The sequence below is a fragment of the Sneathiella limimaris genome (assembly GCF_012932565.1).
In the GTDB taxonomy this organism is placed as follows: Bacteria; Pseudomonadota; Alphaproteobacteria; order Sneathiellales; family Sneathiellaceae; genus Sneathiella; species Sneathiella limimaris.
In genome coordinates this window covers 1,578,706-1,598,001 of the sequence record NZ_JABBYJ010000001.1, presented here as the reverse complement: position 1 = coordinate 1,598,001, position 19,296 = coordinate 1,578,706, and the positions used below count along the sequence as shown (strand labels likewise).

General features: G+C 50.6%; 13 protein-coding genes, 1 tRNA gene and 1 CRISPR repeat array. Of the genes, 10 read left to right on the top strand and 4 right to left on the bottom strand.

All coding sequences use genetic code 11. The annotated features are described in order from the left end of the window. Positions 1-72: 72 nt before the first annotated feature. Genes cas9 through cas2 form a run of 3 tightly spaced genes read left to right on the top strand, consistent with a single transcriptional unit; the run spans position 73 to position 4,652 of the window. Positions 73-3,330, top strand: coding sequence for a type II CRISPR RNA-guided endonuclease Cas9 (gene cas9, locus HH301_RS07680; RefSeq protein ID WP_169568156.1), 3,258 nt, complete (start codon positions 73-75; stop codon positions 3,328-3,330). 54 nt (positions 3,331-3,384) lie between these two features. Next, a complete protein-coding gene (gene cas1, locus HH301_RS07675; protein WP_169568154.1) occupies positions 3,385-4,305 on the top strand; it encodes a type II CRISPR-associated endonuclease Cas1 in 921 nt (306 codons plus the stop codon). Beyond that, positions 4,305-4,652 carry a CRISPR-associated endonuclease Cas2 gene (cas2, locus tag HH301_RS07670; RefSeq protein WP_206378224.1) on the top strand — a complete coding sequence of 116 codons (348 nt, stop codon included), beginning with the start codon at positions 4,305-4,307 and terminating at the stop codon, positions 4,650-4,652. Before cas1 ends, cas2 begins: the two co-directional genes overlap by 1 nt. A 73-nt stretch (positions 4,653-4,725) precedes the next feature. Further along, positions 4,726-6,080: a CRISPR direct-repeat array (repeat unit 36 nt; unit sequence GTTATAGCACTCTGGAAAAGTTGAGCCAACCGCAAC). A gap of 23 nt (positions 6,081-6,103) precedes the next feature. Here the strand turns inward: cas2 and HH301_RS07665 are convergent. From HH301_RS07665 to flgK, 4 genes are all read right to left on the bottom strand, one after another. Next, positions 6,104-6,180, bottom strand: a tRNA-Met gene (locus HH301_RS07665). A gap of 171 nt (positions 6,181-6,351) precedes the next feature. Next, entirely contained in the window at positions 6,352-7,482 is a 1,131-nt protein-coding gene (gene mnmA / locus HH301_RS07660) for a tRNA 2-thiouridine(34) synthase MnmA (protein ID WP_169569535.1), read from the bottom strand. A gap of 126 nt (positions 7,483-7,608) precedes the next feature. Beyond that, on the bottom strand, positions 7,609-8,571 hold the full coding sequence (locus HH301_RS07655; protein ID WP_169568152.1) for a flagellin: 963 nt from the start codon (positions 8,569-8,571) through the stop codon (positions 7,609-7,611). A gap of 23 nt (positions 8,572-8,594) precedes the next feature. Continuing rightward, on the bottom strand, positions 8,595-10,691 hold the full coding sequence (flgK, locus tag HH301_RS07650; RefSeq protein WP_169568150.1) for a flagellar hook-associated protein FlgK: 2,097 nt from the start codon (positions 10,689-10,691) through the stop codon (positions 8,595-8,597). A 523-nt stretch (positions 10,692-11,214) separates the two neighbouring features. Here flgK and HH301_RS07645 point away from each other — a divergent pair. The 7 genes from HH301_RS07645 to HH301_RS07615 all read left to right on the top strand — a co-directional run bounded on the left by HH301_RS07645 (position 11,215) and on the right by HH301_RS07615 (position 19,139). Then, positions 11,215-12,879, top strand: coding sequence for a flagellar hook-length control protein FliK (locus tag HH301_RS07645; protein ID WP_169568148.1), 1,665 nt, complete (start codon positions 11,215-11,217; stop codon positions 12,877-12,879). Between the two features lie 19 nt (positions 12,880-12,898). After that, on the top strand, positions 12,899-13,597 hold the full coding sequence (locus HH301_RS07640) for a flagellar hook assembly protein FlgD (protein WP_169568147.1): 699 nt from the start codon (positions 12,899-12,901) through the stop codon (positions 13,595-13,597). Between the two features lie 62 nt (positions 13,598-13,659). Beyond that, complete coding sequence (gene flgE, locus HH301_RS07635; protein WP_169568145.1) at positions 13,660-14,988, top strand: flagellar hook protein FlgE; 1,329 nt, start codon at positions 13,660-13,662, stop codon at positions 14,986-14,988. Between the two features lie 179 nt (positions 14,989-15,167). Further along, on the top strand, positions 15,168-15,467 hold the full coding sequence (sciP, locus tag HH301_RS07630) for a CtrA inhibitor SciP (RefSeq protein ID WP_169568143.1): 300 nt from the start codon (positions 15,168-15,170) through the stop codon (positions 15,465-15,467). Between the two features lie 254 nt (positions 15,468-15,721). Beyond that, the gene (gene fliF, locus HH301_RS07625; RefSeq protein WP_169568141.1) at positions 15,722-17,449 is read left to right on the top strand and encodes a flagellar basal-body MS-ring/collar protein FliF; all 1,728 of its coding nucleotides are present in this window, start codon (positions 15,722-15,724) and stop codon (positions 17,447-17,449) included. 14 nt (positions 17,450-17,463) lie between these two features. Further along, positions 17,464-18,477 (top strand): flagellar motor switch protein FliG, encoded by a 1,014-nt coding sequence (fliG, locus tag HH301_RS07620; RefSeq protein WP_169568139.1) that lies wholly within the window; start codon positions 17,464-17,466, stop codon positions 18,475-18,477. Between the two features lie 11 nt (positions 18,478-18,488). Continuing rightward, positions 18,489-19,139, top strand: a complete 651-nt coding sequence (locus tag HH301_RS07615) for a FliH/SctL family protein (protein ID WP_169568137.1) — start codon at positions 18,489-18,491, stop codon at positions 19,137-19,139. The last annotated feature ends 157 nt before the right edge of the window (positions 19,140-19,296 follow it).

The following is a 19,296-nucleotide window of genomic DNA, read 5'->3' as shown; positions in this document are numbered from 1 at the left end:
GCTACAAAATGTTCGTTGATCTTACTAGACGAAAGAAATTAATGCAACCATAATGCGTTTAAAGGGGGAAACATGCAAACACGGACACCATGGAGATTAGGAATTGATTTGGGAACCAATTCACTCGGCTGGGCAGCATTAGAGCTAAATCATGCCAAGACTACACCCATTGGTATTGTTGCCAGTGGTGTTCGAATTTTCTCAGATGGACGCAATCCCAAAGACAAACAATCCAACGCTGCGAAACGGCGCGAACCCCGCAGCGCAAGAAAAAATAGAGATCGAGCCAAACGCCGAACCGAGCGACTCATGCGCGAACTCACTGAATTCAAACTCATGCCGACGGATCCTTCAGAGCGCAAAAAACTTGAAGGTGGAAAACACACTCTTTTAGAGGATACTGATCCATGGATTCTGCGCTACCGAGCCCTCAACGAAGAAATCAGCCTATTCCAGTTGGGGCGCGCGATTTTCCACCTCCACCAACGGAGAGGTTTCAAGTCTAACCGAAAAACAGACCGTGCGGATTCAGAAAGCGGCAAGGTCTTTGAGGCAACACAGCGAACATCTGTTGCATTGGAGGAGAATGATGCCCGCACATTGGGCGAGCTGTTTGGGCACTCCCGATACGAAGCTGCTTGCTTCAACAAAACGGCGCCAAAGGGTGAGCGTAAACCACAACCCCTCGCCCGTGTCAGAAAATCCGGATCCGGATCAAAATGGCAGTATGATTATTACCCAACTCGCGCACTGATCATGGAAGAGTTTCATCTCATCTGGGAAGCTCAAAAGAAATACCATCCAGAAGTCCTAACAGATGAAGCCTACGCCCGACTGGCAGACACAATAGAATGGCAACACCCGCTCAAAGCCCAACCAGTAGGACGATGCACCCTCCTACCGGAAGAAGAACGAGCCGCCAAGGCCTATCCTGTGTATCAACGGGCACGGATCCTTCAGGAAGTAAACGCATTGAGAGTTTCAGATGCGGGAAAAGCTGAATACGCTCTTTCCATCGAGCAGCGCAACAAGGTTGTTAATCGACTGATTACTCCAACAAGTAAGACTGGGAAAGTCACATTTAAGCAGCTAAAGAAGCTGCTTGGTTTAGAAGCTGATGTCTTATTCAATTTGGAGTCTGATAAGCGTCAAGAGCTCCAGGGAGACGAAACAGCTGCCAAACTTATGCAACCGGACCGTTGGGGACTAGCATGGCTGGAACTAACCGCTGATCAGCAACACCAGATCGTTTACCAACTTCTTCACGAAGAGAATGAGGAAGCCCTGATCAAATGGCTTTGTAACACTTGGGAACTCAGTCCGGAACAAGCCTATCAAGTATCCAACTGTCCCCTACCCGATGGCCATGGAAGACTTAGCCTGAAAGCTCTCGAAAAAATAGTCCCTGCACTTGAGAATGACGTGATCGTCTATTCTGAGGCGGTAGAACGCGCCGGGCTCGGCAGCCACAGCCAATTTGCAACCGGCGAGATCTTTGACGATGGGCTTCCCTATTACGGTTACATTCTTGAGAGATCAGTTGCCTTTGGCTCAGGAGATCCAAATGATCCTGACGAAAAACGCTATGGAAAAGTTGCAAATCCAACTGTTCATGTCGCTCTCAATCAAATCAGAGCGGTGGTCAATGACCTGATGAGACGCTTTGGCACGCCAGAGGAAATCGTGGTTGAATTGGCGCGGGATCTTCCTCTATCTGCAAAACGCAAAAGCGAGCTGGAAAAGCTGCAAAGGGAAAATCAGGACGCGAATAATAAACGAAGAGAAATCCTAGATGAACTTGGGGTACAAGACAGCTACGAGAACCGCATGCGATTGCGCCTTTATGAAGACCTGAAGGCCCTTGACAAATGCTGTCCCTTCTCAGGAGAGCCCATCAGCTTAACGAATTTGTTCTCTGATCGGGTCGAGGTAGAGCATATTCTTCCGTTTTCCATCACTTTTGATGATAGTTATGGGAACAAGACACTTGCTACGCGAAAAGCCAACCGGGACAAGGGCAAGAAAGCACCCTATGACGCTTTCGGCCACTCTCCCAACGGATATGACTGGCAAGCAATAGCGGATCGGGCGACAGAACTCCCCTATAACAAACGCTGGCGATTTAGCCCGGACGCATTAAAGCGATACACGGAATTTGAAGGGGGCTTTCTTGCCCGGCAACTGACAGACACACAATATATCTCCAGGCTCACCAAATCCTACCTAGAAGCCCTGTACGGGGGTCAGGGGTACAAAGGGGCCAAAAACCGTGTCCGCGTCATTCCAGGCCGTCTGACGGCCGATCTACGACATGAGTGGGGATTAAACGCGGTTTTGAGAGGACATAACGAGCCGGAGGCAGAGGCCCAGAGAAAGAACCGCAACGATCACCGCCATCATGCGATTGATGCGATTGTGGCCGGATGTACGGATCAGAGACTGGTTCAGCATATCGCAACACAGGCCAAAAAGAATGAAGACAATTTCAGTGAAAAGCTAATGGCAGGTATTGCAGAGCCTTGGGAGGGGTTTCGCGAGGATGTGGAACAGTCAGTTCGCGACATAATCGTCAGCCATCAGCCGGACCATGGCATTCAGGCCGCCATGCATAACGACACCGCCTATGGCATTCCAAAAGGCGAAGAAGGACAGCCAGATAAGAAAGGCGTTCGCACAGTTGTCACCCGCAAACCATTGGATAGCGACAGCTTTAAGAAGCAGGAGGATCTGGAGAAAATTCGTGACCCCGACATTCGCGAACATCTGATGTCCGAAACGGCCGGATTGACTGGAAACAGCTTCAAGGAAGCCCTCCTCGCAGCAGGGAATGCCATGAGCCCGCCGGTATACAAAATCCGTATCGAAGAAAAGCTGCGCGTCATTCCAATGAAAGATACAAAGGGCAAGGAATACAAATCTTATAAGGGGGATGGCAATTACTGCTACGACATCTGGAAGACAAATACCGGAAAATGGACGGGCGAAGTCATCTCAACCTTCCAGGCCTATCAACTGGCCAGAAAAGATGAAAACTGGTGGCAAAAGCCGGTTGGACAGCAAGGTCAGAAGCTGCTGATGCGACTTCGCAAAAATGACTACCTGAAAATCCATCATGAAAACCGAGACATCATTGTCCAGGTTGTGAAATTTACTGATGGTACTCTTGCTTTAGCAGAGCATATGGAAGCAAATGTAGATGCACGCGTGCGGGACAAGGATGATGAGTTAAAGTTCATATTCAAGTCCCCTAGCTCTTTACAAAATGCCAACGCAGTGCTCTTAACCGTTAGTCCATCAGGAGTTTCCAAATCACATCAAATTAGAGAATAAATAAAAATTTAACTCAATCTAATATATCTTTTCCTACACAAGTGAGGGGAAAAGATGAAAAACCGTGTCGTCGAAATATCCTCGGACGGGGCACACCTGTCTGTCGACCGGGGGTTTCTGTCAGTTGCAATGGGCAGGGAATGTGTTGGAAAGGTTGCCATTGAAGATATGTCTGCCTTGATCATTCGCGGACATGGCGCGTCTTTTTCAGCCAATATCTGCGCCCGACTGGCAGACGTCAATGTACCAATTGTCATCTGCAACACCAACCAGTCACCTGCTTCGGTGATCTGGCCTGTCAGCGGTCATTTCACACAAGGCCTGACCATGCAGGCCCAAGCCGTTGCAAACAAACCGATGCAAAAGCGGTTATGGGCACAGTTGGTCAAGAGTAAAATTGAAAATCAGGCCGAAGTCCTAAGATTATACAACCAAGAATTCGAAGACATTGCCTCTATGGCTGGTCGCGTCAAATCAGGAGATATAGATAATCTGGAAGCGCAGGCAGCCCGAAAATACTGGAAGCGGCTAATGGGAGAAGATTTTATACGAAGCAGCCACCAAGGAGCAATCAATACCGCCCTGAATTATGGGTACACCATTTTAAGGGCAGCGACAGCCCGGTCCCTGCTGGCGGCAGGCCTTCACCCTTCCCTCTCAATTCACCATCAAAGCAAGGGAGATGCCCTGCGCCTCGCAGATGATCTAATGGAGCCATATCGTCCTTGGGTTGATGATCGAGTCAAACGAATTTCCGAGCAAATTGAGGGACAGGAGTTTTCCCTGACGCCTCAACATAAAGCGGCACTCGCAGCGGTGCTGACGATAGATATGCAAGCTGCTGAAGGGGCGAGCCCGATGCAAGTCTGCATGGACCGAATGGCCCAGTCCCTCGCCCAGGTTTTTCTCGGCAATCGAAAGAAGCTGGAATTACCAGCCCCACCAATTCCCTTAACACTTGGCCAGCCAATATAATGGCACGTCAGAGATACACAGAACTGAGCGGATATAAATTCATGTGGGTGATGGTGTTATTCGATCTGCCGACCGCAACGAAGAAAGAACGGTATCACTATACCAAATTCCGCAACTTCCTGCTTGATAACGCCTTTGAGATGGCTCAATATTCTGTATATGTGCGACACACCTCTGGCAAAGATGCCGTGCAGGCAATTATTCGAAAAATCGAACGCGCCATGCCACCAATGGGAAAAGTAGACATCTTACAATTTACGGACAAACAATATGAGAACATCGTGTGTTTTAGAGGGAATCAGCGCAGATTATCCCTTAAAAACCCGGAACAGTTCATTCTATTTTAAAAAATAACGATATGTTTTTTGTCATTTCAAAACCCAATAAATCTCGTTATTTCAATACCTTATATTGCGATCAGTTATAGCACTCTGGAAAAGTTGAGCCAACCGCAACATATCCTGCAACATAGTCAATTGCGACCCCGTTATAGCACTCTGGAAAAGTTGAGCCAACCGCAACAGTGGCTTCGGGGGATGCATGGGCAGACTTGTTATAGCACTCTGGAAAAGTTGAGCCAACCGCAACAGATGGAAACCAAGCTCCCAAGCTTCAATAGTTATAGCACTCTGGAAAAGTTGAGCCAACCGCAACTAACCCAGGATGATCCGACCGGCTCCCCGAGTTATAGCACTCTGGAAAAGTTGAGCCAACCGCAACTATGAAAGTTGAATTAACAGATAAATTTGAGTTATAGCACTCTGGAAAAGTTGAGCCAACCGCAACAGATGGAAACCAAGCTCCCAAGCTTCAATAGTTATAGCACTCTGGAAAAGTTGAGCCAACCGCAACACGGTTGGTTTATGGGTACAAGACGAAGCGGTTATAGCACTCTGGAAAAGTTGAGCCAACCGCAACTCAATACCCTGAATGGTAATTACCTGTCAGGTTATAGCACTCTGGAAAAGTTGAGCCAACCGCAACATCCGCGCTTGTTTCTTGTGCTCCTCGATCGTTATAGCACTCTGGAAAAGTTGAGCCAACCGCAACTAATATATAGTGTGGTGCTGACTGGCTGGAGTTATAGCACTCTGGAAAAGTTGAGCCAACCGCAACATATAAGGTCCGAACCTTTACCAGCTTGCCGTTATAGCACTCTGGAAAAGTTGAGCCAACCGCAACGAAGACAAGCTAATGGTTCTGGAAGCGGCAGTTATAGCACTCTGGAAAAGTTGAGCCAACCGCAACCAGTTGGTCAGGGTCTAGTGAATAGTGCAAGTTATAGCACTCTGGAAAAGTTGAGCCAACCGCAACTCATTGAGCTGAAGGCACCGAACGGAAGACGTTATAGCACTCTGGATAAGTTGAGCCAACCGCAACTTGAAACCGCTCCGCCATAAAGCGAAGTGAGTTATAGCACTCTGGAAAAGTTGAGCCAACCGCAACCAATTTGCCAAGGGTGGCCGCCCACCGGTTGTTATAGCACTCTGGAAAAGTTGAGCCAACCGCAACGCGGTGATTTCCGACGCCTTTGTCGCCCTCGTTATAGCACTCTGGAAAAGTTGAGCCAACCGCAACTGGGGCCTCCCTCAATACACCTTGCTAGTAGTTATAGCACTCTGGAAAAGTTGAGCCAACCGAAACCTCGGCGCGGCTTTTGCCTCAACGCAAAAGGTTATAGCACTCTGGAAAAGTTGAGCCAACCGCAACTGGCATTACCAAGACCCCCATTTGGATTTGTTATAGCACTCTGGAAAAGTATAACCAAAACCAAAAGTATTCTTACTTAAAGGAATTTTGGTAGCGGAGGAGGGACTTGAACCCCCGACACGCGGATTATGATTCCGCTGCTCTAACCAGCTGAGCTACTCCGCCACACGAAGAACGGCCGTGGATCAGGCCGTCTGGAGCCCGGTTTTTAGGGTCTTTTGCTGAGGCTGTCAAGCGAAGAAATCAACAAAATTAGCTGCAGGATTAGCGCAGGCGTGAACGGCCCGGATGTTGCGGATCTTGAAGACCTGAAAAGAGGTCATCGGCGGCAAGTCGTTAAGCAACCTCGAGGGTAAGCGGTGCTTCTGTTCCAGCGATCCAGCCACCGCCCAAAAGGCGATCCCCGTCATACATGACACAGGCCTGCCCAGCAGAAACACCGGCTTCGGGCTCTGTCAGGTGAACCTCGGCCCAGCCATTGGCCGCACCATAAACGGTTGCCGGGAACGGATCCTGCGTAGAGCGCACCTTGATCATGACCTCTGTGCCCTGATCAGACAGCGGCTCATCACCAATCCAGTTCATTTCCCGAAGGCTGAGCTTGGAGACCAGCAGGGCTTCGCGCGGTCCGACCACGACCCGGTTTCCTTCCGGGTCCAGCCGCACCACATACAGCGGATCGCCAACCGCAATGCCAAGGCCACGGCGCTGCCCAATGGTGTAGTTGATGATGCCATTGTGACTTCCCAGAACCTTACCGGAAAGATCGACAATGTCCCCTTCCCGACCGGCGCCTGGGCGAATACGCTCAATCACGCTGGCATAATTGCCATTGGGAACGAAGCAGATATCCTGACTTTCAGGCTTGGCCGCAACGGCGAGATTGTATTTTTCTGCCAGCGCCCGGGTTTCTTCCTTGGTTAGACCGCCAAGAGGAAACCGCAGATAATCCGCCTGCTCCTGCGTCGTCGCAAAAAGGAAATAGCTCTGATCCTTGATGGCATTTGCACCGCGATATAGACGAGCGCCGCTAAGGCCGCCTTCGCGGCGGATATAATGCCCGGTCGCCAGGGCAACGGCGCCTAGATCCTGAGAGGTTTCCAGCAAATCGCGGAATTTCACGGTTTGATTACAGCGCACGCACGGGACAGGGGTTTCGCCGCGCAGATAACTGTCGGCAAATTCTTCCATCACACTGTCTTGAAAGCGGCTTTCATAATCCAGCACATAATGGGGAATGCCAATGGCATCAGCGACCCGGCGGGCATCGTGAATATCCTGCCCGGCACAACAGGCGCCTTTTTTCTGAACCGCAACGCCATGATCATAAAGCTGCAGCGTGATCCCGACCACGTCATAGCCCTGATCTTTCAAAAGCGCAGCCGTAACCGAGCTGTCCACGCCGCCTGACATGGCGACGACAACGCGGGTATCTTCCGGTGCTGTATCAAAACCTAATGAATTCATGGCGCGCAATATAGGCTGGTTTTTAGCGGATGCAAGTATAACCGTCACACTATAGCCATGCAAAAAAGGCATCCGTCCCTTGGGACGAGATGCCTTTCTCTGGAGATGTTCCTTTTTTAAGGCGTACTAGCTGAGATAATTCAGAAGCGTTGTCCGATTGAGCTGGGAGAGGACGTTATAAGACGCCTCAAGCGCAAAGTTCGCCTCGTTCAACTTCGTGATCGCTTCGGCGGCATCCACATCCTCAATATTGCTGATGAAGATTTTGGTTTGTGTGATCTGCACATCGATCGCCTCAACGGTCTGTTCCATCACTTTCTGGTTGAGACCGTTTTCACCGCGGAGCTCACCCAGATCCCGCACCAGATTCTCCAAATTGGCGATCTCGCCCGTCAGGAAAGCCTGATCCTCATCGCGAAGCGGTGTGGTTACAGGTCCTGCTGGCCCGGTTGGAACGGGCGCAGTTGTTGGAAGAGTTCCGTTCTGCCACATGACAAGACGCTGAACCGCCGTCATGATGTCGAGCCCGACCTCATCCGCCACCAAGCCGATTTCCAGGGTCCGGTTTTCATCCACGCGAACGGTGCGTTTCAATGTATTGTTGTCAAAAACATCGGTTGGAGGCTCGAGCGCTGTCAGCAGATCGTTCATATCGGAAATGTTGATGGGAGACGTATCTTTCTTACTCCCTGCGAACAAGTAGCCTTCCGTATTCTGACTGTTCATAAACCCGACAACTGCATCAAATACACCCTCGATGGTGGCTTCCAGACCAAGGGCGGAGGACGCATTGATCGCGCCCATAACGGCCTCTTTCAGGTCAGTTGCAGCACTTTCCATCCCGCCAAGCGCCTGATCATAGGCTGCCAACTCTGACAACACGACGCCGTTATTCTCTTTATGCTGTTCAAGGCGCGACAGTAGTGATTTCGACCCTGTCAATGTCGAGGTATCCTGATAGATATCCTTGTAGAATTCCGCCACGTGACCTGTGGTCACATGAAACTGGGCTTTGTCAACCCGCGCCTGGGCACCCTGCATGTAGCTGAGCAGCGTCTGGCTTTGGTGGAATGTGGATACGCGTGTCATGAGCTTTCTCCTACGACGATGCGTTAAACGATGTTGATCAGAATGTCATACATGTCGCGGGCGGTTGTGATCACACGAGCCGCCGCATTGTAGGCATTCTGATAGACAATTAGATTGGCCAGTTCCTCGTCCATATTGACGCCGGCAGATTCCAGAAGTTTTTCCTCTAAAACCCCGGCGAGCGCAGCACGGTCCTCTCTTAGGCTGTCGGCACGGGCTGCGTCCAAACCGGACTTGGCCAGGATCTGTGCGGCATATTCACCGACAGTCACATTTGAGCCGGGCAGACCACCCCAGGTATCAAAGCTGGTCGCTGTATTTGCCAGATCCTGAAAAGAGAGAGCACCCCGGTTATCAGAAAGGTTCAAGGCTGGTGTTCCTGTTGCATCCACACGGGCCAACGCCATTGACATGGGAGACGCCAGAATATCCGAGCGGACAGTCAGGCCGGAACTCTGATCAACAGGATAGCGAAGACCCACCCCGAACATGTCGGCAAAGGAGACACCGGTAGCGCCTCGATCAGACGTATCATTACTGACATTGATGCTGTAGTTCTCATAGCCTGTAACATTTGAGATCACAATGGCTCCGTCTGATGTCAGGCTTGCCGTTGCAGCGGGTGAGAGGTTTGTGTTCAGCTCGTTAATGATATCATTGACGGTGCCGCCAATAGCGCCAAAGTCAATTGTGAAGCTGCTCTGAACCTCGCCATTTGGCCCTCGGTTTTCAATATCAATGGTTCCAGTGAACCCGTGCGCATCACCGGCCGCCAGACCTGTATCAAAATTTGTTGGAACCGAAGCTTCCACAAGGTCATTAAGGCCGAAGAAATGGGAAAAGCCCTTGCCGCCTCGCAGGGAAGGATCTGTATCCACCTGCTGAACACCGACGCCCGTTGCACCGCCCTGGGCCGTCATTTCCAGAACGCCATTTGTCAGGGTCAGTGTTCCTGCACCAAGGGCACCGTTCACCTCAGCCAGCACATCGGCCATTGTTGTCGTTCCGCCCGCATCAAAATCAACGGTATAGGAAGCCACGATGTCGTTATTGGTATCAAAACTGTAGAATGTTGCCTGACCGGTGAAGCCATGATCGTCTGTTGCGACGACACCGCTATTGTGGCCTGTCAATGTTGCAGGAGGTGGCACCGCCACATTGGCGTTATGGACAGCGTTCAACTGTTCAGCCATTTCACCAGCGAGCGCGCCGATCTGATTTGCCATGCCTGGCAATTCCACATTCCGCATATCCAGCCAGCCCCGCAAGGAACCGCCGGTTAATTCCGGATCAAGGGCAAGACCAGTTGCCGCGACTGTTTCTGTTGTCGTGTTATAAACGTTAATCGTCACCTGATCGAAAATCGTTTCCGAAGTCACAGTTGCAGCTGCATCGTAAACCAGCTGACGAGGTATAAAATCGAGAAGCTGCTGACCGGCATTGGTGATAACGGCCACGGAGTTATTGCCTTGCGGATAGGTTTTCACATCCACAATATCAGCAATCTCAGAGAGAGCCTGATCCCGTTTATCTTCCAATTCACCGGTTGGCTTGCCGCTGATTGTTGCGGAGGAAATTTCCTGGTTCAACTCGTGGATCCGGAGGATCGCCCGGTTTACAGTCTCAATCTCTGTGACAATATGATTATCTGCTTCTTTGCGCAGGGCCTGGATCTGTGTCTGCAGCCGGTTTGCCTCGATTGCGAAATTCTGAATTTCTGTCAACGCAGAGGAGCGGGCAACCGAAAGCGTTGGATCCACTGTCAACTGGGACAAAGAGGTATGAATGCTATCCACCTTGCCAGTTAAGGATGTGTTTTCTGCCGGATCTCCAAGCAGGGCCTGTAACTTGCCATAAATATCGGACATGGCAGCATATTGTTCGGTGCTCGCAGTGGAAAGGCGCAGTTCGCGCTGAATGAACTCGTCAGTGACACGGCGGACATCTTCGATATCCACACCAGCGCCCTGCCCGCCAAGAACAATTGTGCTGTAGTCCACGACTTTGCGGGCATAGCCTTCGGTCTGGACGTTGGCGATGTTGTTCGACGTAACATTGAGCGCCTGCTGGTGAGCCAGCATACCCGTGACACCCGAATTCATAATTGCAGTCAAACTCATGTTCTTCTCCACTTAACCTGGCTTCAGCCTATGGGCAGTTTTCGCCGGGTTACTCTTTGTAACCTGTCTAAAAGGCAGTTTTTTCCGATCTCTCCACAATCCTGAAAACTGCTTTAACTAATTGAAAATACTGACCTTAATAGATTTTAGAGACCTATATTTTCAACTGGACATGCCACAACTGACATTAATCTCACCCCATACTATGCAATATGGATGCCAACTCCTCGAAACTGAGCCTGAAAAGATCCCCCTATTATAAAGTGTAACCAGTTTTCCGAAGAGAAGCCCCCTCTGGTGGTCACCCTGAAAGACGGTTTTTGCCACCCTAGGCAAGAAAGGGACTCGTGGAGCTGGCAGAAATTGCCTGAACCGACTAGACCCACCGAACCTTGATATGCCCAACAACGCACAAACCATTGATTTTATTGATTTTTATTTTTTTTGAAAAACTGGCCCGCCTTTTGCTTGGTATGGGGCAAACCGCAATAGGTTCGTGAAATACATAAGTGAGATTAAATCAATGGATGTATCACAAGTCAGACATGATACCGACAAGTCCTTTAACTGGGGCCCAACCTTTAAGGATGAAGCCAAGGACGATTTCGCCCGGCACCTTGCCGATGCAGATCGCGCCGAGCGTCCAGAACCCGAAGAAAAGGTCAAAGCCCGCGAGGATGTCGATGATGTCAACGATCACGATGATGACCGAGTAGAGGATACGGATACTGCTGAGCAGAACGACGATACCTACTCCGACAAACCAGCAGTTGCCGCTGACAGCACTGAGACAGTTACCGTCGCTCCTCAACAGGTTCCGGCAGCAGCAAGCCAGGTAACAACGCCCAAGGGTGATGGTGAGGCTACAGCAGCAGTGACCACTGGCAGCACCACTGCAGATGAAACTGCAGCGACATCTGTGGCGGACCCGAAATCGAAGAGTGCAAACGCCGAAGCAGCTTCTGGTGAAGGTGAAACAGGTAATGTTTCAGGCACCACTAAAGAAGTAGGTCTTGAGAATGCAGCCACCAGAACAAGCGGCCAGGCAGCTGAACAAGCCGGTGCTGCCATTGCAGCCGCTAGCCAAAAGCAAAGCGCTGATCCAAAATCAGCGACTGCGGCAGCGTCCAGCACACCAGCCGCAACAGCAGCCGCTACAGCAGTGGGTAAACAAGTAACCAAAGGCGAGAATGGTCAGGTTGCGGATACCGCTGCAAAGGCAAAGAACAATACGCCTGCTCAGGCGGCGGCAACCAACATGACACAGACTGAGGAAGTTCAGTCAAAAACAGCCAACCAGGCACAAACTGTCAATCCGCTTGAAAAAATGCGGCAGGATGAAATGGCAAAGATGACCGAGAAAGAGGTCCTTTCCGCCAAGATTTCTGAAATGCTGGCCAGCGGCAAGGGCAAGATTACAGTAGCCTCGGCCGCCAAGACTGGCACAGCAACCGCGTCTGCTGGATCCATGGTCAGTGGTGGAAATACACTACAAGCCAGCACTGCCGCAACTCAGCAATCCGCAGCAGCATCGGCTCCAAAAGCTGACACTGCAATCGCAATGGTCACCCAGTCAGCCCAACAGGCTGAGACACCGATCATCATTCCAAACGGTGATTTGGCGACCTCCTTGCTGACACCACAAGTGCAGACAGACACGAACGCCGTGACGAGCTCCACTGCCGCCCCAGGCGCTGCAATCGCTGGCGTTGATTCAACCAGCAGCAGTTCAGCCAGCCAGGCAACTCAGGCCAACAGGGCAACAGCCCAGGCTGGAAGTCCTGCTGAGCAAGTCTCTGCCCAGCTGAGCAAAGCTGCCAAGGATGGGGTTGATCAGATCAAGGTTCAACTGAACCCTGCGGAGCTGGGTCGGGTCGACGTAAAGATGGAACTGGGTCATGACGGACGGGTCATGGCGGTTATTTCCGCAGACAACCCAGACAGCCTGGAAACTCTGCGTCAGGACGCTAACCAACTGGCAAAAGCTCTGCAGGATGCAGGTTTCAAAACAGGCTCTGACAGCCTGAACTTCACTTTGAACCAGGGCAACGATCAGGGTGATGCCAATCAGCAGTTTGCTGGTGGTTCACCACTCAATTCAGAAGCCGCTGATGAAGAAATGGCACTGGAAACAGCAGCCTATTCAAATGCGGCAGGATCAGACAGTGGTCTGGATATCCAGGTCTGACCCTTGAAGGAGTAATGTGATGAATATCGAAGAAGCAAATGCTCAATATTATAAGGCAGATAGCACCGCCAATAAATCTGCGGTGAACCTAGCCGATAATTTTGACGACTTCCTGACCATGCTGACCACCCAGTTGCAGAACCAGGACCCGCTAAACCCGACGGATTCCAACGAATTCACAAATCAATTGGTCTCCTTCACCGGGGTTGAGCAGTCCATTGCGACAAACCAGCATCTGGAAGCCCTGATCCAACTGCAATCCATCAGCCAGCAGAACAATGAGGCGACAACCCTGATCAGCTATCTTGGCAAGACGGTTGGTACTGATCTGAACGTGGCCAAATTGGATGGTGAAGGCGCGGCCTGGAACATCAATCTGCAGACAACTGCAGATGAGGTGACCTACTCAATCTATGACAAAGCCGGAAACAAAGTTCATACGGAAAGTGCAGGCACACTTGGTAAGGGCGACCAAACTTTTACGTGGGATGGATCGCTGGTTAATGGCGGCCAGGCTCCTGAAGGGGCTTACTATTTGGTGGTAGATGCCAAGACCGACGGTGGCAGCCAGGTAGATGTGAACTACAGCTTTAAAGGGCTGGCCAGCAAAGTAGAAACAATCGATGGACAACCGGTCCTTATGGTGGGCGGGGTCCCACTTGGACTTGCAAATATCACGACTGTTGAGGTCGCGAACACTGATACTGACGGCGCGTAAAGCGTAATTAGTAACCTGTCTGCCTCTTTAACCGGAGCAGACCTGATTAAAGGAGTAAAGAAATGAGTCTTACAGCAGCAATGTTCTCCGGGGTATCGGGCCTAGCAGCCCAGTCCATGTCAATGGGCATTATCTCTGATAACATCTCAAACAGTAGCACAATTGGTTACAAAGACACTCGGGCGGTTTTCTCCACCCTGGTGACAGAAAGTACAACCAACACAACTTATTCCCCTGGTGGTGTGATTGTTCACCCAAGCCAGCGGGTTGATACACAAGGTTTGATCACAGCAGCGGATGCCGACACACATATGGCAATCGCGGGCAACGGGTTCTTCGTTGTGCACACCCAAAGTGATCCAACCGCATCAGGCGGTAACTACCTGTTCACCCGTGCAGGAACTTTTGAGCCGGATGAAACAGGCCTTCTGCGTAATGCACAAGGATATTATCTGCAAGGTTGGGCGATTGATCCGGACGGAAATATTCCAACCAACCAATCTGACTTGGCAGCACTGGAGCCTGTTAATATTTCAGGCCTGACCGGTAACGCTGAGCCAACCACAACGATTGAGTTGAAAGCTAACCTGGCGAAAGAGCAGGCTACATTTGGTGCTGGTTATGTCGCTGGTGATATGGCCAATGGCACAACAACGCCTCACTTTGCACGGTCCTTCCAGATTTATGATAGTGTAGGTGCGGCTCATTCCGTTACCTTCAACTTCCTGAAAACCGGCACGGGTGTCACGCCAAACGAATGGACGCTTGAAATTACCGCCGACCTTGATGCGGATGGTAATGAAGACGTTCTTTCAACTGAAATTGTTGCCTTTAATACAGACGGCACGATAGATCTGTCTTCAGGCGCAACGACCCAGACCAACACCATTAACATTCCATGGGCTGCAACACTGGGTATTGAGACTCCACAAGCCTTGACCCTTGATTTTGGTACGGATGATCAATCTGACGGATTTACACATTTCGCCGGTAACTCTGAACTGGTTTCTTCAGAAGTGAACGGTGCCTTGTTTGGCTCCTTCAACTCTGTCTTTATTGACGAAGAAGGAAACGTGATTGCCAAGTTTGACAACGGTACATCAAAATATATCTACAAAATCCCGGTCGCGACCTTCCCGAACCCTAACGAAATGGGCAACTTGGACGGTAACGCCTATGATGAAACCCCTGAATCTGGAACATTTTCCCTCAGGGAGGCAACCATTGGCGGCGCTGGCCGAGTCATTAGTTCGGCGACCGAGGCTTCGACAGTGGATATTGCAAACGAATTTACAAAGATGATTGTAACCCAGCGCTCCTATTCAGCTGCAAGTAAGATCATCACCACTGCAGACGAAATGCTTGAAGAACTTATCCGAATTAAGCGATAAATTCTTAAGTAACTGAAAATACTCCTTTTTTCCCGGCCAAAATGCTGCTTTTGGTCGGGAATTTCTGCCTTTTTTTGCCGAAAGATAAAATTAACCATCGGCTTTAGCAGTTTGTTAAATTACCGGCGCTACTATCCGATCTCAGCAAAGATTACGAGTTGGAGTAAGGTAGCACCATAATGCAGCCCTTATCAGAACAAAGAACCAGTAAAATCATCGGCCTCGATGGCAAGCCGATGACCGTTGATGATTTGCCACCAAGAGACACCAAGCGCTGGGTGATCCGTCGCAAGGCCGAGGTTGTCCAAGCCGTTCGCGGTGGCCTGATCAGCCTGGATGAAGCCTGCACAATGTATAAGTTGTCAGTCGAAGAATTCCTTTCCTGGCAAAAGGCAATCGACAAGCACGGTTTGCCCGGACTTCGGACCACCCGGATCCAGCAATACCGGCCTCCGAGCCCTCCAGAATTTGAAAATTAACTTTTTTTAGGGAAACGAGTCAAAAATATCACACCCTAAAAACTGACTTTTCGCGCAGCGATTTGGCCTGAAACCCGCCAAATCGCTTTTTTATTTTCTTTTTCTAATTCAATGACTTCCTAAAAATAGGCAATTTTTTCCTAAAACTCGGCAAATATTGCCGGTCGTTAACCTTCTGTTTATAACAAGTCGTTAGATTACGGTCTCATCGGACAGTGTTCTAACTTGTACTTTTTGCTTTAAAGGTGTCGATCGTGAACGGATTAAGTCAGCTTCTACAGAACCTCGGTACTATCAGGCTCGCCATACTGGGGTCTGTCGCCGTGGGTCTGATCGCCCTGATCATGTTTATGTCCACGCAGCTTGGAAACGCAGACTATGCGCTGCTCTATGGCAATCTGGAACCAGAGGATTCCGGAGCTGTGATCAGCCGGCTGGACGCTCAAAACATTCCCTACAAACTTGAGAATGGTGGCCGGGATATTTTGGTAGTGCGCGATCAAGTGGATAAACTCCGCTTGGGCATGGCGCAGGATGGCCTGCCAAATGGTGGCTCTGTTGGCTATGAAATCTTTGATAATTCAGACGCTTTCGGCACAACGGCTTTCGTTCAGAATGTTAATCTGGTGCGCGCCCTGGAAGGGGAATTGTCCCGAACCATTCGCGCGCTAAACAATGTTTCGACAGCTCGTGTTCATATCGTCTTGCCAAAACGGCAGGTCTTCAGCCGGGAAAAACGGGAAGCCTCTGCCTCAATCGTTCTAAAACTTAAAGGCCGTCTCAGCGAAGACCAAGTTGCTTCTATTCAGCACATGGTCGCTGCAGCAGTCCCCACATTGGCCGTGAACCGGATTTCAATTGTCGATAGCCGCGGAAATCTGCTGGCACGGGGCGATGGTAAAGAAAACCCAGGCAACGGTTTCAGCAGCCAAAGCGAGTTCATGAGGGTTTCTTATGAAGCGCGCCTGCGTGAACAAATCGAAGCCTTGCTTGAACAATCCCTGGGCAAAGGAAATGTCCGTGCCCAAGTCAGTGCGGAAATGAACTTTGACCAGAAAACGGTCAAATCAGAAACATATGACCCAGATGGACAGGTTGTCCGCTCCACCCAGACTGTTGAGGAAAGTAACTCTTCCTCCGATACAACAGGGGGCGCTGAAGGTGTTACCGTTGGCAACAACCTTCCAGAAGCAGAAGCAGCTCAAGAAGGGGGTGCAGGATCTGAAAGTGCCTCCAACCGGGTCGAAGAGACAGTCAACTACGAAATTTCCAAAACCATCACCACAGAGGTTCAGGAAAGTGGTCTTATCCAACGCCTAACAGTTGCTGTTTTGGTGAACGGGCGTGCCGCGGTAGATGCAGATGGCAATCAAACCTATGAACCACTGGATCAGGATGCCCTTGATCAGGTCGCCCGATTGGTCAAATCCTCAATCGGGTTCGATGAGGATCGCGGTGACCTTGTTGAAGTCGTCAATATGCCTTTCGTGCAATTGGCTCCTGTCGAGTTTGAGGAAGATCCGGAAACAATTGAACTGTTCATGGGCCTCACCAAACGCGACCTGTTCAAGATGGGTGAGATGGCTGTCCTTGCGATCGTTGCCATCCTTGCTCTGCTTCTGGTCGTACGGCCATTGCTAACACGGGCTTTAAGCGCAGATGATGCTGGTAATGCTTTGGCGGGTCCTGGCGGCGCCGTCGGTGCAATTGCAGGTGCGCCAGGCTACGCAGCAGCAGGTGGAGGTGTTGCCCAGATACCGGGCGGCGCCGGCGGTACTACCGCAGCCCTTGAGGGCCCTGCAGGTGAAAAGGATCTTGGCCTGCAATCCGAAACCCTATCTGAGCTGGATGAAATGATCGACATTGCCAAGGTTGATGGACAGGTCAAAACCTCTGCCCTCAATAAGGTTGGCGAAATCGTTGAAAAACATCCAGATGAAGCCGTCGCGATCATTCGCAACTGGCTCTATCACGATAAGTAATCCAGGGAAGTCTCATGGCGATCACAGATATCAAACAACTGTCTGGAAATGACAAAGCGGCCATCATGATGCTGGCGCTTGGGGAAGAACATGCTGCTCCGATCTGGAGCCGACTGGATGAAGAGGAAATCAAGGAGATTTCTCAGTCCATGTCGAATCTTGGTACAGTGTCCTCAGAAGTTATGGAAGCCCTGTTTGTTGAGTTTGCTGGCAGCATCTCCTCAACCGGTAACCTGATCGGCACATATGAGGCAACAGAGCGACTTCTGCTGAAAGCCCTGCCTTCCGACAAGGTCGACAACATCATGGAAGAGATCCGCGGGCCGGCGGGTCGGACCATGTGGGACAAGCTGGCCAATGTGAACGAAGCGGTGCTGGCCAATTATCTGAAAAACGAATATCCGCAGACCGTGGCTGTGGTCATGAGCAAGATCAATCCAGATCATGCGGCCAAGGTACTCTCCACGCTTCCAGAGGATTTCTCCCTCGAAGTGGTGAACCGGATGCTGCAGATGGAATCTGTTCAGAAAGAGGTTCTGGACAAGATCGAAGATACACTTCGCAGCGAGTTCATGAGCAACCTTGCCAAGACCAACAAGCGCGACAGCCACGAAATGATGGCTGAGATCTTCAACAATTTTGATCGCAACACTGAAGGTCGGTTCATTGCCGCCCTGGAAGAGCGGAACCGCGACAGTGCAGAGAAGATCAAGGCGCTGATGTTTACGTTTGAAGATCTTCTCAAACTCGATCCTGCAGGTGTCCAAACCCTGCTTCGCAATGTGGACAAGGATCGGTTGGGCATTTGCATGAAAGGCGCTTCCGATGCCGTTCGGGACCTTTTCTTCAGCAATATGTCTGAGCGTGCGGCCAAGATCCTTCGCGAGGATATGGAGGCCCTGGGTCCGGTTCGTCTGCGGGATGTGGATGAGGCCCAGATGGAAATCGTGAATATCGCGAAAGACCTGGCTGATAAAGGTGAAATTATGCTCGCTGACAGTGGCGGTGACGACGAGCTGGTTTATTAAGGGCGTTAGTAATGAGTGCAACTTCCAAATTCCTGTTTGATACCGAATTCGGTAGTTCCGTTAAGAAGGAGCCTGAAAAAGTAGAGGCCCCGGAACCGGAATTGCCACCGGCTATCTACACGGAAGAAGACAAGGAAAGATTATGTGCCGAAGCCCATAGCGCCGGACAAGCTGCCGGCCGGGAAGAGGTTCTGCAAAGTGTTGAAGCGACAACTGCCCAAATCATGAGTGACCTGAGCAGTCAACTGCAGCAACTTGCGCAGGCCCATGAGGCACAGATGGAAAATGTTCGCTGCGAGGCCGCTAGCCTTGCCTTTGCCATTGCCAAGAAACTGGCCCCTTCCCTAATTGCCCGCCAACCGGAGCAAGAAGTGCTGCAGATGGTACAGGATTGCCTGGCTGATTTACATGACGAGCCGCGCATTGTCCTCAGAGCCAATGAACAGGTTTGTAACAGTCTATCCGAGAAAGTGGATATCCTGGCCCAACAATCCGGATTTCAGGGAAATATCATCCTGTTACCGGACGATACAAAAATCGATAGTGACTGCCGCATTGAGTGGGCAGATGGCGGCGTGGAAAGAGACGTCACCGACACAACACAGAAACTAGAAGAGATCATTCACCGATTTGTCAATTCGGCAGATGAAGCAAAGTCATAAGGGTCCTGAAGGAAGATGCTTATGACAGTTATGGAGAGTAACAGTGGCAGATAATGAAGATTTAGAGCTTGATGATCTGAGCGCCCAGCCTACGGACGAGGCAGGTGCTGAAGGGGCCGATCAGGAAGGGGCTAACGCCGCTGCCGAAGACGGAGCA

What these genes read in the sequence shown, in the direction of transcription:
- cas9 (WP_169568156.1), top strand. Translation starts at nt 73, where the DNA reads ATGCAAACACGGACACCATGGAGATTAGGAATTGATTTGGGAACCAAT.
- cas1 (WP_169568154.1), top strand. Translation starts at nt 3,385, where the DNA reads ATGAAAAACCGTGTCGTCGAAATATCCTCGGACGGGGCACACCTGTCT.
- cas2 (WP_206378224.1), top strand. Translation starts at nt 4,305, where the DNA reads ATGGCACGTCAGAGATACACAGAACTGAGCGGATATAAATTCATGTGG.
- mnmA (WP_169569535.1), bottom strand. Translation starts at nt 7,482, where the DNA reads ATGAATTCATTAGGTTTTGATACAGCACCGGAAGATACCCGCGTTGTC.
- HH301_RS07655 (WP_169568152.1), bottom strand. Translation starts at nt 8,571, where the DNA reads ATGACACGCGTATCCACATTCCACCAAAGCCAGACGCTGCTCAGCTAC.
- flgK (WP_169568150.1), bottom strand. Translation starts at nt 10,691, where the DNA reads ATGAGTTTGACTGCAATTATGAATTCGGGTGTCACGGGTATGCTGGCT.
- HH301_RS07645 (WP_169568148.1), top strand. Translation starts at nt 11,215, where the DNA reads ATGGATGTATCACAAGTCAGACATGATACCGACAAGTCCTTTAACTGG.
- HH301_RS07640 (WP_169568147.1), top strand. Translation starts at nt 12,899, where the DNA reads ATGAATATCGAAGAAGCAAATGCTCAATATTATAAGGCAGATAGCACC.
- flgE (WP_169568145.1), top strand. Translation starts at nt 13,660, where the DNA reads ATGAGTCTTACAGCAGCAATGTTCTCCGGGGTATCGGGCCTAGCAGCC.
- sciP (WP_169568143.1), top strand. Translation starts at nt 15,168, where the DNA reads ATGCAGCCCTTATCAGAACAAAGAACCAGTAAAATCATCGGCCTCGAT.
- fliG (WP_169568139.1), top strand. Translation starts at nt 17,464, where the DNA reads ATGGCGATCACAGATATCAAACAACTGTCTGGAAATGACAAAGCGGCC.
- HH301_RS07615 (WP_169568137.1), top strand. Translation starts at nt 18,489, where the DNA reads ATGAGTGCAACTTCCAAATTCCTGTTTGATACCGAATTCGGTAGTTCC.